This window comes from Methylobacterium thuringiense, from assembly GCF_022179645.1.
GTDB classification, from domain to species: domain Bacteria; phylum Pseudomonadota; class Alphaproteobacteria; order Rhizobiales; family Beijerinckiaceae; genus Methylobacterium; species Methylobacterium thuringiense.
In genome coordinates, this window is the sequence record NZ_BPRA01000008.1 from 206,812 (window position 1) to 221,138 (window position 14,327).

Sequence of the window (14,327 nt, forward strand, 5' to 3'; positions counted from 1 at the left end):
TGGTTCGCAGGCTTTCGACGCAGAGCCGCGAGGCACTTTTGCGAAGCCGGCTCATGGCCCCCGCCGGCGCTTCAGATGCAGCGCGCCGCTGCGGGAGGTGCGCGACAGGCCGTGCTCGGTCTTGTTCCAGCGATGGGGATGCCGGGCGAGTTCGAAGACCGCCAGCCATGCGGCGATGCTGACGAGGGCGAAGTAGATCGGCATCAAGGCGGCGAAGATCAATAGATCGGGCCAGCCGCGCCGAAGGCAGCCGACGGCACCGGGAAGCCACATGGCGACGAAGCCCGCGGAAGCGACCACCAGCGCCCCGGCTCCGGTGAGATGCGCGATCAGCCCCGCACCGGGCTTCGCGTCGAGAGCCGTCCACTCGATCCCCAGCCAGATCGTCAGGAGCGGGTAGAGCAGAGCCGAGAGGACCGTGCCCGGCACGACCGCCACCGCACACAGGCTATCGAGCAGCCCCAGCCTGCGGACCACGTCGAGAGGACGGCGTCCATGGGTGAAGCTCGTCTGCATGAAGCCCTTGAGCCAGCGAGTCCGCTGGCGCAGCCAGGCACGCAGCGTCTTGGGGGCTTCCTCGAAGGTCGGGCTCGGCAGGTCGCCGACGCGATAGCCCGCCAGCGCCAGCCGGATGCCGAGATCGGCATCCTCCGTCACGTTCCAGGCGTCCCAACCGTGCAGTTCCCGCAGCACCCGCGTGCGGAAATGCGTCGAGGTGCCGCCGAGAGGCGTCGGCATCCGCCACGCCGTCAAGGCCGGCAGCAGCACGTCGAAGAGGCCGGCATACTCGATCGCGAACAGCCGAGTCAGCCAGCTCTCGGCACAGTTGTCGATGACGAGCCGCCCCTGGAGGCAGGCGGTCGACGGGGGCTCGTCCGCAAACCGGCTCGCCGCCTCGCGAAGCTGGCCGGGATCGACCTGATCCTCGGCATCGAAGACGACGAGCAACTCGCCGCGCGCCAGCGGCAATCCGACATTGAGTGCCCGCGGCTTGGTGCGGGGTAGACCGGGCGGAACGACGACGACCTCGAAGCGGGCCGGCAACACCGCCGCGCGCAACGCCGCGGCCGTCTCGCCGTCGTCGGCTTCGATCAGGATCTTTATGTCGAGCTTGGCCTCCGGATAGTCGAGCCGCGCCAAGGTGTGGATCAGCCGCGGCAAGATCACGGCTTCGCGGTAGAGCGCGACCAGGACCGTGTAGGTCGGCAACGCGCGATCCGCGAGCCGGCGTGCACCGGCGGCGGGCTCGGTGCGCGCGGGGACCGTCACCGCGGCGAGGCGGAGCGCCAGCATGGCCAGCACGGAGCACTGGCCGAGCGCGATCAGTCCAAAACCGATCGTGTCGGGTAGCCGGCCGGCCATGAGGAACAGCAGGAAGACCAGCCCGAAGAGGCAGAGACTCGGCCAGGCCGGGCCGGGTGTGCAGGACCATTCCGGGTAGTGCCGCGCCAGATCGTTGGCGGCCTCGTCGGCGATCGTCTCCGCGAACCGTTCGAAGGCGGCGAGCCGCAGCCGGCGCGGCGACGTGATGGCCGGCGGCGGCGCCAAGCGCGCATATCCTGCGATCAATCGCGCGATGGCCGCGCCGCGCGGCGCCACGACGAGCGACTGCGCCGAGCCGGTCGCAAGCGGTGCCGCGCCGACTTCGAGGATCTGCGGATAGCGCGCGGTCTCGTCCAGAGAGACACGTTCGAGGAACACCGTGCCCAAGGTCCGTGCGAGGGCACGGTAGAACAGGTCCTCGTCCATCAGCCCGCGATTGACGAGGACCGTCGCGGCGTCGGTTCCGCAGGCGCGGGCGAGGGCGGCTGCCTGGGCGAGCGTGGCATGGGGGACGCCGGCATCCAGCAGGAAGCCGATCTCGGGCGGCAGGGATAGCCGACTTGCCGCTCCCCTTGCCGATCCGCTCTCCGCTTCGCTCGCCACTCGCAGGGACTCGCAGACGTGCTAGGAAGCAAGAGTGAGCCAGACCTCTTCTTCACACGCGCATTGCCGACGAATTTCCGCCTTCGGGTCAAGGCCCCGGCTGCGGCTAGCTGTGGGTCTCTGCCTAGCCGCGACGACACTCCTCGCCGGTGTGGCGGATCGGGCGCTGGCGCAGGATCCGGCGCCGGCGGCCACGCCCGGCGTCGCGATCCCGAACTTCTGGAATCCGCGCGCCCGCGGCGAACGAGTCGAGGCGCCGCAACTCGGACGGGCCGTCCGCTTCCTGACGGACGACGAGTTTCCGCCGCTGCATTTCGCGGGACCGGACGGCAATCCGACCGGCTTTTCGGTGGAGCTGGCGCGCGCGGTCTGCGACCGGCTCGCCGTGACCTGCACGGTCCAGGCGCGGCGCTTCGATACGCTGCTCGATGCGCTGAACGACAAGCAGGGCGACGTGGTCGCCGCAGCGATCCCGCTGACGGCGGGCTTGCGCAGCCGCTTCCTGGCGACACGCCCCTATTTCCGCTGGCCGGCACGATTCGTCGCCCGGACCGACAAGGGGCTGCCGGCCCCCTCGACCCAGGCTCTCGCCGGCAAGAGCGTCGGCGCGATCGAGAGCAGCGCGCACGCGGCCTACGTGACCGCGTTCTTCCCCGGCGCGGCGCTGAAACCCTTCCCCGATCTCGCGGCGGCGGAAGCTGCCCTGAAGCGGGGGGAGGTCGACTACCTCTTCGCCGACGGCCTCAACCTCGCCCTCTGGATCGGCGGCCAGGATTCCGAGCGCTGCTGCGCGTTCATCGGCGGCGACTATCTGGAGAACCGCTACTTCGGCGAGGGGATCGGCCTCGTGACCCGGACGGAGGACGCCGCGCTCTCCCGCGCCCTAGACGATGCGCTCCAGCGGGTCTGGGACGACGGCAAGTACGCGGAGATCTACTTGCGGTTCTTCCCGGTCAGTCCGTTCTAGAGCGCTCTCCGCCGAAGTGGTTGCCGGTTCGTCGAAAGAGAGCGCGACAAAACCGAAAAACCAGAGCCGGGATCCGATCCGGATGGATCGGGCACGGCTCTGATCCCTCGCGTTGACCGGCCCGGAGCCGGTCCATAGGGTGCGGCCCCTCGCGCCGGCCCGCCCGTCGGCGCTCCTGCTTCCTCGCTCAAGCCCCCGATCATGACCGCCCCGCTCGCCCTCGACCCCGACATCCTCGACGCCGCCGCCACGGCCGCCGCCTGGCCGTTCGAGGAGGCGCGCAAGCTCGTGGCGCGGCTGGAGCGCAAGCCGAAATCCGAAGTGCTGTTCGAGACCGGCTACGGCCCGTCGGGCTTGCCGCATATCGGCACCTTCGGCGAGGTCGCCCGTACCTCGATGGTGCGCCACGCCTTCCGCGTCCTGACCAACGACAGCGTGCCGACGCGGCTGATCGCGTTCTCCGACGACATGGACGGCTTGCGCAAGGTGCCGACCAACGTGCCGAACCAGGACCTGCTGGCAAAGGCGCTGAACCTGCCGCTGACCCGGGTGCCCGACCCCTTCGGCACCCATGACAGCTTCGGCGCGCACAACAACGCGGAGCTGCGCCGCTTCCTCGACGCCTTCGGCTTCGACTATGAATTCCGCTCGGCGACCGCGTGCTACGAGGCGGGGCTGTTCGACGACACGCTGCGTCTCGTGCTCGACCGCTACGAGGCGGTGATGGCGATCATGCTGCCGTCGCTCAGGGCCGAGCGCTCGGCCTCCTACTCGCCGTTCCTGCCGATCCACCCGGTGACGGGCCACGTCATGCAGGTCTCGATCGACGAGGTCAGGCCGTCCGCCGGCACCATCGTCTGGCGCGATCCGGCCACCGGCGAGGGCTACGAGACGCCGGTCACCGGCGGCCACGTGAAGCTGCAATGGAAGCCCGACTGGGCGATGCGCTGGGTCGCGCTCGGCATCGATTACGAGATGGCCGGCAAGGACCTGATCGATTCCGTGAAGCTCTCGGGCAAGATCGCGCAGGCCCTCGGCGCCGAGCCGCCGGAGGGCTTCAACTACGAACTCTTCCTCGACGAGAACGGCCAGAAGATCTCGAAGTCGAAGGGCAACGGCCTGACCATCGACGAGTGGCTCGCTTATGGCACGCCGGATTCGCTCTCGCTGTTCATGTACAACAAGCCGCGCGAGGCCAAGCGCCTGTTCTTCGACGTGATTCCGCGCAACGTCGACGAGTACGACAACTTCCTCGGCCGCTACCCGCGGCAGGACGCGAAGCTGCGCCTCGGCAACCCGATCTGGCACCTGCATGCCGGCGCGCCGCCGGCACCGGAGGCGATCGACGCCGCCGGCACGACGATCAGCTTCGCCATGCTGCTCAACCTGGTCTCCGTGGCCAATGCCGAGACGCCCGACGTGCTCTGGGGCTTCATCCGCCGCTACGCGCCCGATGTCGGGCCCGGGACGCATCCACGCCTCGCCGCGCTCGTCGACCGGGCGCTCGCCTATTATCGCGATTTCGTGCGCCCGCAGAAGCAGTACCGCGCGCCCTCCGAGGAGGAGACTGCGGCTTTTCGCGACCTCGCCGAGGCGCTTGGCCAGCACGAAGGCTCGGCCGATCCGGAGGCGTTGCAGGCCGTGGTCTACGAGGTGGGGCGGCGGCATTTCCCCGATCTCTCGGGCAAGTCGAAGAGTCCCGATGGGCGGCCGGGGGTGGCCAAGACCTGGTTCGCCTCGATCTACAACGTGCTGCTCGGCGAGGCGCAGGGACCGCGCTTCGGCTCGTTCATCGCGCTCTACGGCGTAGCCGAGACGCGGGCGCTGATCGGAAAGGCCCTGGAAGGAGCGTTCGTCGGCGAGCCGGCCTGAGGCCGCGCAGCGTTCGGATCAGCGGACGAGCGGGACGCTCGTCCCGCCTGTCCCAGGGCGTCCCACGGTCGCTTGTCCCGGCCGACTCCGCCTCACTTCGCACGTGCGCGAAAACGAGCTTGACGAGCGCGACGCAAATCAGCTAATATTCCTATATTCTCCTAAGCCGTGTCCGATCCGGTCAGGATCGTCGACGGATGCCGGAGTTGGCTTCGGGCTCACCGAATCGGCTGGGTTTTCAACGCGCGGCGTCATCGCCTCTGCCCTGCACGATCAACCCCTGCTGCGACGGCGATGTCCACGGCATAGGCGATGAGGTTGCAGACCGAAAATATCCGGCCGAGCAGGAGCTGGCCGGTGAGCGTGAGGCGGAACGCATCGAGACCGGGCGTGTGAAACAGGCGAAGGCGCTCGCCACGGCGCGGGCGAGCGGCTTTACGCACGCGGGATCGGCACAGTTCGAGCTCTTTCGGAATCTTCAGTTGCGAGAAGGCATTTCAGGAGGCCGTGTCCAGGATCGACATTTGCTGGTAGTCGACGCAGCGGCAGGACTCGAACCTGCGACCTTCTCGCCCGCACATTGCTGTACGTAGGAAGCGAGTGCTCTTTCCGCTGAGCTACGCTGCGACGACGGCCTTCTTTTACAAACTCTCACGGCACGCGGTTGACGCGATTTGGGCGCTAGCTATGAATTGCTGTCAATCTTCGGCGGGATCCTCACGGCGAGACCTTCCCAAGGAAATCACAAGCTTTTTCATCTCCAAGCGCAATCTATCATATTCTTTTATACGATCTTTTGCATCAAGAGAGGGGTTAATCTCAGTGTTTTCTACGAACGGCCCAAATTTCTTCTTTGAATCCTCGCTCAGAGATATCATTCTCTGCCACAGTTTCCAGACTTCCATTTTGGCTTCACTTGATGAAGTTGGCACACCCGGCATATTTGTGTATCGAATATACTCATTAGCCAATTGAATTATCGGCAGATTCACTGACCTAAAGTTATTGCTTTGCAGAGCAACGTCGTCATTACCTTCAGATTCTGCATTGTAATTATCGTGCCCTTGCTTCTCTTTGCTTCTTGCAAATCTATTTATCGCACCAGCCAAACTCACATCAGATTTTCCACTGACAATTTCGAATAACACGCTAGCACAGGCAGAAAAGTTTGATCCAGGCGTCGTTCGAAATGGCGGCCCTGAATAATATAAAGACATTGTATAAGCGGTTTCGACAACATGAGTACGAAATTTTGAGTCTGACAGTATCAAGAATTCCCCATCTTCCCGAGCACGTATTGCACAAAGATCAATTACGCCGTAAGCAAATTTTATTTCTTCAACTAGATTATCAAAATTCATGTGGGGCGACTGGGAAAGATGAGACTCCTCGAAGACCAGTCGACGAAGATTATTGTATTCAATATCAACAAAGGTTTTTGCATCTCCTAGCGCCCCAATTAATTCAGAAAATTTTTGCCGCGCTAGATCGATCGCCTCGATTGCTTGCCGTCGCGACTTATCACGCCTATTTGACCCTTGAATAATCCAAAAATCATGATGGCAATCGTCAATAATTTCCATGAATGACAAAATTTGCTCGTCTCGTTCAAATTTAAAGTATTGCGAAAATTCTGGAAGTAAATCTTGCAATCTCTTGAAATATGATTTTTGCTTTCTTACCTCCTCTATGACAAAATCATCTGAGATATCAGCAGAAACAAACTGCTCCATATGCTTTGAGTTCAAAAAAACCCCTGAATCTGGAACTAATTCGTTGGAAATTTTTGCATAATCTACGTCAATACTCCTAGAAGCTCGCATCAAATCTATCACGTCGCTATTAGATATAATCGGCTTATTTATTATATTCTTTAAAATAGCAACACGCTCGTTTCTTGTGATATCTGTGTTGCTAGACATAGTTCTGTCCCCTCAGCGGCATCATTATGAGGCGATGACGAATGCAACGCCCTTAGATCGCCCCCTTCGCTCGCGATGATTGCGGTCCGCACTCGCCCCTTTCCATCCGTTCCAGGGATCGAGCAGCGGGACGCCGGTCGGATGGAAATCCGCGACGTTGCGGGTGACGACCGTCATGCCGTGAACGAGCGCGGTCGCCGCGATCAGGGCGTCGCGCTCGCTTCGCCTGTCGGGACTGTGCAGCCGGGCACAGCGCCGCGCTACGGCCGTATCGATCGCCAGCGTCCGATCCGCGAACTCGGGCAGCACCTGCTGTTCGAGCCAGGAGCGAAGCAGGGCGCCTTGGGCGGTATCCCGGCGCTCGATCGTGAGGACGCCGAGTTCCAGCTCCAGGATCGTGATGGCCGAGACGAAGAGATCGCCGGCATCGACGGTCTCGAAGAACGCCACGACGTTCGCATTCGCCTTCCCGAGCCGCACTTTTCGCAACTCGGACACGACGTTGGTGTCGAGGACGTACATCACAGCAGGTCGGCCGGCCGCGTCCCGATCTCCACGCGCGGCGGATCGAAGGCGACATCCGCGTGATCGGTCATCGCCAGGGCGTCGGCGATGCTCCGCCTCTGTCCGGTCAGCCGCTGATACGCCTCGATGCTCAGCAGCACGTGAGAGGGCTTTCCGCGATCGGTGATCAACACGGGCCCGGTCTTGGCTGCCTTCTTGGCGCGGCTGACGTCCTGATTGAGCTCACGGCTGGACATGGTCGTGACGGTCATCGCGACGCCTCGCATGGGCCAATCGATGTAGGCACGTTACTACCTCTCGGCGGGCGTCTCAATCGTCCTTCCCAGTCGCGCCCGGCCGACTTGCGTGGTGCGGGCGGCGCGGTGCCGAGCACCGACGGTTTACACCGCCCGGAGCGCTCGCTATCACCCCCGCTCACACCGACAATCGAGTTTCACACCAGATGCGCGCCGAGATCGAGCAGGCCTCGGATGCCGCCAAGCAGTCTATAGGACTGCTGAGGAGGCATCTTTGACTGGGATACAGTCGACAAACGCCTCGCGGAGCTGAACGCCGCTTCGGAGAATCCGGAGCTGTGGAACGACGCCGAAGCCGCGCAGAAGGTCATGCGCGAGCGCCAGCAACTCGACGAGGCCGTCAGCGCCATCCGCAAGCTCGAGCAGGATCTCGACGACGGGGCGATGCTGATCGAACTCGGTGAGATGGAGGGCGACGACGCCTCCATCCGCGAGGGCGAGGCCACGATCAAGGCCGTCGAGAAGGAAGCGGCCGGCCGGCAGGTCGAGACGCTGCTCTCGGGCGAGGCCGACGGCTTCGACACCTATCTCGAAGTCCATGCGGGCGCCGGCGGCACCGAGAGCCAGGACTGGGCCAACATGCTCCAGCGCATGTACGGCCGCTGGGCCGAGCGCCGGAAGTACAAGGTCGACATCGTCGAGTGGTCGGACGGCGAAGAGGCCGGGATCAAGGGCGCGACGCTCCTGATCAAGGGCCACAACGCCTATGGCTGGCTCAAGACCGAGTCCGGCGTGCACCGGCTGGTGCGGATCTCGCCCTACGATTCGAGCGCGCGGCGGCACACCAGCTTCGCCTCGGTCTGGGTTTATCCGGTGATCGACGACCGGATCGAGATCGAGATCAAGGAATCGGACTGCCGCATCGACACCTACCGCTCGTCGGGCGCGGGCGGCCAGCACGTCAACACCACCGACTCGGCGGTGCGCATCACCCACAACCCCACGGGGATCGTGGTGGCGTGCCAGCAGGAGCGCTCGCAGCACAAGAACCGGGCGACCGCCTGGAACATGCTGCGCGCCCGCATGTACGAAGCCGAGCTGAAGAAGCGGGAAGAGAAGGCCAACGCCGAGGCGGCCTCCAAGACCGATATCGGCTGGGGCCACCAGATCCGCTCCTACGTGCTGCAGCCCTATCAGCTGGTGAAGGACCTGCGCACCGGCACGCAGTCGACCGACCCGGACGAGGTGCTCGACGGCGACATCGACCCGTTCATCGAGGCCTCGCTGGCCCAACGGCTCTACGGGGCGACGGAGAACGTCGAGGACATCGACTGATCGTGTCGAAGCCGGCGAGGCCTATTGCGGCCGAGCCAGCTTCTGCAACTGGGCCTTCGACCAGGCGACCCAGGATCCGGCCGCCAGACCGTCCTGGCCCGGCGCGGTGTCCGCAGCCTCTCCGGTGAGGGTGGCGCCCGCCCTCAGGAAGCGCTCCGGATCGACGGGCTGCCCGTCGATCCGGACCTCGTAATGCAGGTGGTTGCCGGTCGAGCGTCCCGTCGAGCCGACCCGGCCGATGACGGCGCCGGCCTCGACCCGCTGTCCCGGTGAGACCCCATAGCTCGCCAGATGCGCGTAGCGCGTGACGAAGCCCTGGCCGTGGTCGATCTCGACCATGTTGCCGTAGCCGCCGCCATATTCCGCCGCCGTGACACGGCCGGCCGCCGTCGCGCGGGCGGCGGTGCCGAGATCGGCCCGCATGTCGAGCCCGGTATGCATGGCGAGCCCGCGGGTGAACGGGTCGAACCGGGGGCCGAATTCGCTGGTGAAGACGGCCTCTTCGGCCAGCGGCCGGCGGAAGGGCAGGGCGGACACGCTCCGGCGCAGCCGCCTTTCGTCGTCGGCCGAGCGCTGGGCCTCGGCCAGCGCGCGATCGAAGGCGTCGCCGCTCAGAGGAACCAGCGGGCCGCCGACGCCGCGCTCGGGCCGGTCGAAACGGCCCGGATCGAGGCCGGCCTGCAGGATCGCGCTGCGGAAGCGGGCGGCGTCGCGCATCGCCTTCGCGGCGATGTCGCCGAGCACCTGCGATTGCCGCTGCGCCAGACGATCGAGCCGCCCGTCGAGGCCGGCGATATGACGGTCGAGCCGGTGCTCGGGCACCTCCACGCGGTCGCCCCCGCGCATGCGCAGGTCGAAGGCGCCGCCGGGTTCGCCGGGTGTCGGGAACGGCTTTTGGGGTTGTGCGGCCGGGGCCTGTTCCGGCGCCGGCGCGGCCGGGATCGAGCCCGTGGTCTCGGGCTCGATCGCACCGAGTCCGGCGAGCACGCCCTGCCGCTTCTCGATCAGCACCTGCCGCTCGGCGAGCGCCGCGATCCGGCCCTCGAAGCCCTCGCGGGTCCGCACGCGCTCGGAGACCGAACGCTCGACCTGGGTCTGAAGCGCGCCGACCTGCGCCTCGTAGGCGAGTTGCACTGCCCGCACCTGACCGAAGAAGCGGCCGAGCATCTCGTCGTGGAACACGATGTAGTAGCTCGTGGCCCCGGACCAGATCGTGCTCGCGGCGAGCGCCACCGCCAGCACCGGAACGAGCCGGCTCCTGCGCCGCGATGCCGCAGGGTCGCCCGGACGTCCGCGCCGCCGGGACGTGTCGGCCCCCGGAATAGTCGATGTTGGGATGGGTCGCATGCAGCCCGAACCGGAAAGCCAGGTGCGCCCACCACACAGCGTCAAGGTTAAGGAAGGGGAAAAGCGCGCCCTTCGCCACCGAAAGGATCGGGCGCCTCAGCCGAGCGCGCGGGTCGCCTCCAGCACCTCCTCGGCATGGCCCGGCACCTTCACCTTCGGCCAGATCCGGGCGATCCGGCCTTCCGCGTCGATCAGCATCGTGGTGCGCTCGACGCCCATGTACTTGCGCCCGTACATGCTCTTCTCGACCCAGACGCCGTAGGCCTCGAGCATGCCCTTGGCCTCGTCGGAGGCGAGCGGGAAGGTCAGCCCGTATTTCGCGCGGAACTTGTCGTGGCTCTTCACCGAATCGGGGGAGACGCCGACCACCGTGGCGCCGGCCTCGGCGAAGGCGTCGCCGAGCGCGTTGAAGCCCTGCGCCTCCAGGGTGCAGCCGCTGGTGTCGTCCTTCGGATAGAAATACAGCACGACCTTGCGGCCCTTGAGGCCATCGAGGGCGATCGTCTCGCCTCCTGCGCCGGCTAAGCTGAAATCGGGAGCAGTTTGACCCTGTTCGAGAGGCATCATGCCTTCCTTTCGGCTGATTGATGGTGTGCCTCGGGACCGCGCGCCAGAGTTGCGGCGCGCCACGCCGACAGACGCGACAGCCCAAGGCGTATCGCTCGATTAACCCGGGCGCGTAGGCCGATCCAGCGGCGAAGGATTGATGGACCAGGAAACGGCCCACTCGCTCCTCAAGGAGGCGGTGACCGGCGAGGCGGCGCCGCGATGCGCTCCGCTGGAGCGCGGGCGCACGGCGTCCGGCCGCGTCCGCCAGTCCTGCTTCTGGACCGCGTTCGCACTGGTCCTCGTGCTCGGCCTCGGCGGCGGCCTCGCCGTCTACCGCCTGTCCCAGGGACCGCTGCGGATCGACGGCATGTCCGAGCGGGTCGCGGCCAGCCTCGCCGGCAGCATCGGCCCGGGCTGGCGGGTCGACCTCAAGGACAGTGCGCTCGAACTCGATTCCGAGAATTCCCTGGCCTTGCGCGTGGCGGGGCTCGACGTGTTCAACCCGGAGGGGGCGCTGGTGGTGCGCGCGCCGCTCGCCGTCGTCAGCATCGACACCTGGGGCCTGCTGCGCCTCTCGGTGCAGCCGCGCTCCATCGAATTCCGCGACCTGCGGATGACGGCCCTCGTGCACGGCGACGGCTCGATCGCCTTCGCCGCCTCGTCGCCCTCGCAGGAGGGCGCGGCCAAGCCCCATACCCTGCCGAGCGTCGACGCCGCCCGCGGCACCGTCTCGCCGCTCTCGGCCGCCGTCGCCTCGATCTTCGGCGTCGTGCTCGATTCGGCCGGCGTCGTCGGCGCGCTGGACCGGGCGCGGATCACCAACGGCCGCCTGACCCTGATCGACGACTCGGCCCGCGAGCGCGCGGTGTTCGAGCGCGTCAACGGCCTGTTCCGGCGCGACGCGGTGCGCGACGCCCGCATCTTCGAGCTGCGCATCGACGGCCCGCACGGCGAGTGGCGCTTCGGCGGCAACCTGCACGAAGAGGGCGGCGGCAAGCGCACCGGCACCATCACCCTCGACGACCTGCCCGTCACCGACATGCTCCTGCTCGGCGGCCTCTCGAAGCTGCCCGTCGAGACCGACCTGAAGCTCTCGGCCTCCGCCGACGTCGCGATCGATCAGGGCCGGATCGAGACCATGAAGGCCGGGATCCACTCCAGCGCCGGCAACCTCCTCATCGAGGAGAAGGACTTCAACCCGGTCACCATCGAGACGCTGAACGCCGCCGTGAGCTGGGACGAGGCGCATCGCGCCCTCAAGCTCGATTCCCTGGTCTATGCCGGGGCCGGCAACAGCGCGCAGCTGGAGGGCGCCTTCGCCCAGAGCCCGACGGGCTCCAACAGCGACTGGACCTTCCGCTTCGGCGGCCGCGACGCGGTGATGCGCGGCGCGGCGGCGAGCGATCCGCCGGTCAAGATCGGCGAGATCGAGGGCCACCTCACCGGCCGGGCCGGCGGCATCAGCATCGACACCCTCGCGCTGAAGGGGGAGGGGCTCGACGGGCGCGTCTCCGGCACGATCGGCACCACGGCCGACGACGACGGCGTGACCTTGCACATCGCCGCCTCCGACACCGAAGGGCGGCTCGCCCTGCGGCTCTGGCCCGAGCACATCGCGCCGGGCGTGCGCAATTACCTCGTCGACTACCTGCGCGCGGGCAAGGTCGACACCACCGACATCACCATCGACATGAGCGGGGCCGAGGTCGCGGCGGCCACGAAGGGCGATCCGATGCCCGACCAGGCGCTGAACATCGCCTTCGCCGTGTCGCAGGCGGGGCTCACCGTCTCGAAGGACGCGCCGCCGCTGAGCCGCGGCAAGGTGACGGGCACCATCACCGGCCGCACCACGACGATCACCGGCGCCACCGCCGACATCCGCATGGCCGACAACCGCGCCCTCGGCGTCAGCGACGGCTCGTTCGTGATCCGGGATCCCCAGCCCGGCCGGATCATGGCCCAGATCGGCCTGCGCCTCGGCGGCGGCGCCGACGCGGTCGCGGCGCTGCTACAGACCAAGATGTTCAAGGGGCTCACGGGCACCGACATCGATCCCGGCACCGTGAAGGGCCATGCGGATCTCCGCATCGATTTCCCGTTGAACCTGAAGCACGTGCCGGATCTGGCCGACATCCCGATCACGCTGAGCGGAGCCCTGTCCGACCTCTTCGTCGACAAGGCCATCGGCAAGGAGCGCTTCGAGGCCGGGCACTTCGCCCTGAACTACGACCGCAGCGGCTTCGTCATGAAGGGCGACGGCCGGGTGCTCGGCGCCCCCGTCGCCATCGACCTGAAGCAGCCCAAGCCCGGCGCGCCCGGCGAGGCGCTGGTGACGATCGTTCTCGACGAAAGCTTCCGCGCCAGGAAGGGGCTCCCCGTCGCGCCGCAGCTGACGGGGCCGATCCCGGCGCGGATCACCGTGCCGATCGGCCGCCCCGGCCCCGGAAAGCCGCCGATCCGGATCGAGGCGGACCTCGCCAAGGCCGGCATCGACGGCGTGCTGCCGGGCTGGTCGAAGGCCGCCGGCAAGCCGGGCAAGCTCGGCTTCACTCTGGTCGAGACCGCCTCCGGCGGCTCGGAACTGCGCGACATCGCCCTCGACGCCGCGCCGACGCTGGTCCGCGGCAGCGTCGCGATCACCGCCGAGGGCGGCTTCGACCGGGCCGACATCACCAGCCTCAAGCTCTCACCGGGCGACGACATGCGCGTCTCGGTGGACCGCACCGGCAGCGTCTACAAGGTCTCGGTGAAGGGCGCGGTGGCCGATGCCCGCCCCTTCCTGAAGTCGCTGACCAGCTCGGACTCGAAGAAGGGCAAGGACAAGGACGGCAAGGACGTCGAGGCGGACATCGCCCTCAACATCCTCACCGGCTTCAACGGCGAGGCGCTGACCGGCGCCAACCTCAAGATGACCATGCGCGACGGCGACGTGCGCAGCGCGCAGATCAAGGGCCGCTTCGGCAGCGCCCCCTTGAGCGCGACGATCCGGCCCGAGCGCGGCCAGCCGCTGCTCGCCCTCGATTCGGAGGATTCCGGCGCGACGCTGCGCTTCTTCGACGTCTACAAGCGGATGTACGGCGGCAAGCTCGACCTCGACCTGTTCCTCAACGACGGGCCGCAGGCGGGCGTGGTGAAGATCACGAACTTCGTGCTGCGCGACGAGCCGGCCCTGTCGCGGATCATGGCCTCCGGACCGGCCGCGGGCGACGCCGTCGACGCACGCGGCCGCCGGGTCGCCGCCGCCAACGACGTCGGCTTCGACCGCATGCGCGCGAACTTCTCCCGCGCCGGCGCACGGGTGACGTTCCGCGACGCGGCGATCTCGAACGCGGCGATGGGCTTCACCATGGGCGGTTGGCTCGACACCGCCAAGGAGCGCACCCAGATCGACGGCACCTTCGTGCCGCTCTACGCCCTGAACAACGTGGTGGCGCAGATCCCCGTGGTCGGCCCGCTGCTCGGCGGCGACCGCAACGAAGGCCTGTTCGGCGTCAACTTCGCCGTCTCGGGTCCGATCGCCAAGCCGACGGTGAGCGTGAACCCGCTCTCGGCCGTCGCGCCGGGCTTCCTGCGCCAACTCTTCGGCGCGGGGGGAGGCTCGGGGGAAGCCTCCGCCAACGGCCAGCCGGAGCGCTGAAGGGCTCTTCG

At 66.8% G+C, this 14,327-nt stretch carries 10 protein-coding genes, 1 tRNA gene and 1 pseudogene; 4 read left to right on the forward strand and 8 right to left on the reverse strand.

The window, feature by feature from the left end; all coding sequences use genetic code 11:
- Nucleotides 1–51 precede the first annotated feature (51 nt).
- Nucleotides 52–1,926, reverse strand: coding sequence for a glycosyltransferase family 2 protein (locus MFF07_RS09860; RefSeq protein WP_238231733.1), 1,875 nt, complete (start codon nt 1,924–1,926; stop codon nt 52–54).
- A gap of 34 nt (nt 1,927–1,960) precedes the next feature.
- On the opposite strand from MFF07_RS09860, the gene MFF07_RS09865 reads away from it, so the two are divergent.
- The gene (locus tag MFF07_RS09865; protein ID WP_373322295.1) at nt 1,961–2,893 is read left to right on the forward strand and encodes a transporter substrate-binding domain-containing protein; all 933 of its coding nucleotides are present in this window, start codon (nt 1,961–1,963) and stop codon (nt 2,891–2,893) included.
- Nucleotides 2,894–3,094: 201 nt separating this feature from the next.
- On the forward strand, nt 3,095–4,765 hold the full coding sequence (locus MFF07_RS09870; protein ID WP_147816733.1) for a lysine--tRNA ligase: 1,671 nt from the start codon (nt 3,095–3,097) through the stop codon (nt 4,763–4,765).
- Nucleotides 4,766–5,016: 251 nt separating this feature from the next.
- On the opposite strand, the gene MFF07_RS09875 is transcribed toward MFF07_RS09870, so the two are convergent.
- From MFF07_RS09875 to MFF07_RS09895, 5 genes and pseudogenes are all read right to left on the reverse strand, one after another.
- Nucleotides 5,017–5,208 carry a DUF2809 domain-containing protein gene (locus MFF07_RS09875; protein ID WP_373322296.1) on the reverse strand — a complete coding sequence of 64 codons (192 nt, stop codon included), beginning with the start codon at nt 5,206–5,208 and terminating at the stop codon, nt 5,017–5,019.
- A 94-nt stretch (nt 5,209–5,302) separates the two neighbouring features.
- A tRNA-Arg gene (locus MFF07_RS09880) sits at nt 5,303–5,392 on the reverse strand.
- A gap of 71 nt (nt 5,393–5,463) precedes the next feature.
- Complete coding sequence (locus tag MFF07_RS09885) at nt 5,464–6,687, reverse strand: hypothetical protein (RefSeq protein WP_238231735.1); 1,224 nt, start codon at nt 6,685–6,687, stop codon at nt 5,464–5,466.
- Between the two features lie 105 nt (nt 6,688–6,792).
- A pseudogene (locus tag MFF07_RS09890) lies at nt 6,793–7,212 on the reverse strand (type II toxin-antitoxin system VapC family toxin); the annotation flags it as partial.
- Nucleotides 7,209–7,463 (reverse strand): type II toxin-antitoxin system Phd/YefM family antitoxin, encoded by a 255-nt coding sequence (locus tag MFF07_RS09895; protein ID WP_147816738.1) that lies wholly within the window; start codon nt 7,461–7,463, stop codon nt 7,209–7,211. The gene MFF07_RS09895 and the pseudogene MFF07_RS09890, both read right to left, overlap by 4 nt.
- 191 nt (nt 7,464–7,654) lie before the next feature.
- Between MFF07_RS09895 and prfB the strand changes: the two genes are divergently transcribed.
- Nucleotides 7,655–8,783, forward strand: a protein-coding gene (prfB, locus tag MFF07_RS09900; protein ID WP_147816739.1) for a peptide chain release factor 2 whose coding sequence is annotated in 2 segments (ribosomal slippage) — nt 7,655–7,723 and nt 7,725–8,783 — 1,128 coding nt in all. Because the reading frame shifts where the segments join, the coding sequence is not laid out codon by codon here.
- 21 nt (nt 8,784–8,804) lie between these two features.
- Here the strand turns inward: prfB and MFF07_RS09905 are convergent.
- Complete coding sequence (locus MFF07_RS09905; RefSeq protein ID WP_238231737.1) at nt 8,805–10,025, reverse strand: M23 family metallopeptidase; 1,221 nt, start codon at nt 10,023–10,025, stop codon at nt 8,805–8,807.
- 201 nt (nt 10,026–10,226) lie between these two features.
- On the reverse strand, nt 10,227–10,694 hold the full coding sequence (locus MFF07_RS09910; RefSeq protein ID WP_147816767.1) for a peroxiredoxin: 468 nt from the start codon (nt 10,692–10,694) through the stop codon (nt 10,227–10,229).
- 142 nt (nt 10,695–10,836) lie between these two features.
- Here MFF07_RS09910 and MFF07_RS09915 point away from each other — a divergent pair, with 142 nt between their 5' ends.
- Nucleotides 10,837–14,316, forward strand: coding sequence for an AsmA-like C-terminal region-containing protein (locus MFF07_RS09915; protein WP_147816741.1), 3,480 nt, complete (start codon nt 10,837–10,839; stop codon nt 14,314–14,316).
- Nucleotides 14,317–14,327 lie beyond the last annotated feature (11 nt).

Coding starts and splice junctions, on each gene's coding strand:
- MFF07_RS09895 (WP_147816738.1), bottom strand. CDS start 7,463: ATGACCGTCACGACCATGTCCAGCCGTGAGCTCAATCAGGACGTCAGC.
- MFF07_RS09915 (WP_147816741.1), top strand. CDS start 10,837: ATGGACCAGGAAACGGCCCACTCGCTCCTCAAGGAGGCGGTGACCGGC.
- MFF07_RS09910 (WP_147816767.1), bottom strand. CDS start 10,694: ATGCCTCTCGAACAGGGTCAAACTGCTCCCGATTTCAGCTTAGCCGGC.
- MFF07_RS09885 (WP_238231735.1), bottom strand. CDS start 6,687: ATGTCTAGCAACACAGATATCACAAGAAACGAGCGTGTTGCTATTTTA.
- MFF07_RS09870 (WP_147816733.1), top strand. CDS start 3,095: ATGACCGCCCCGCTCGCCCTCGACCCCGACATCCTCGACGCCGCCGCC.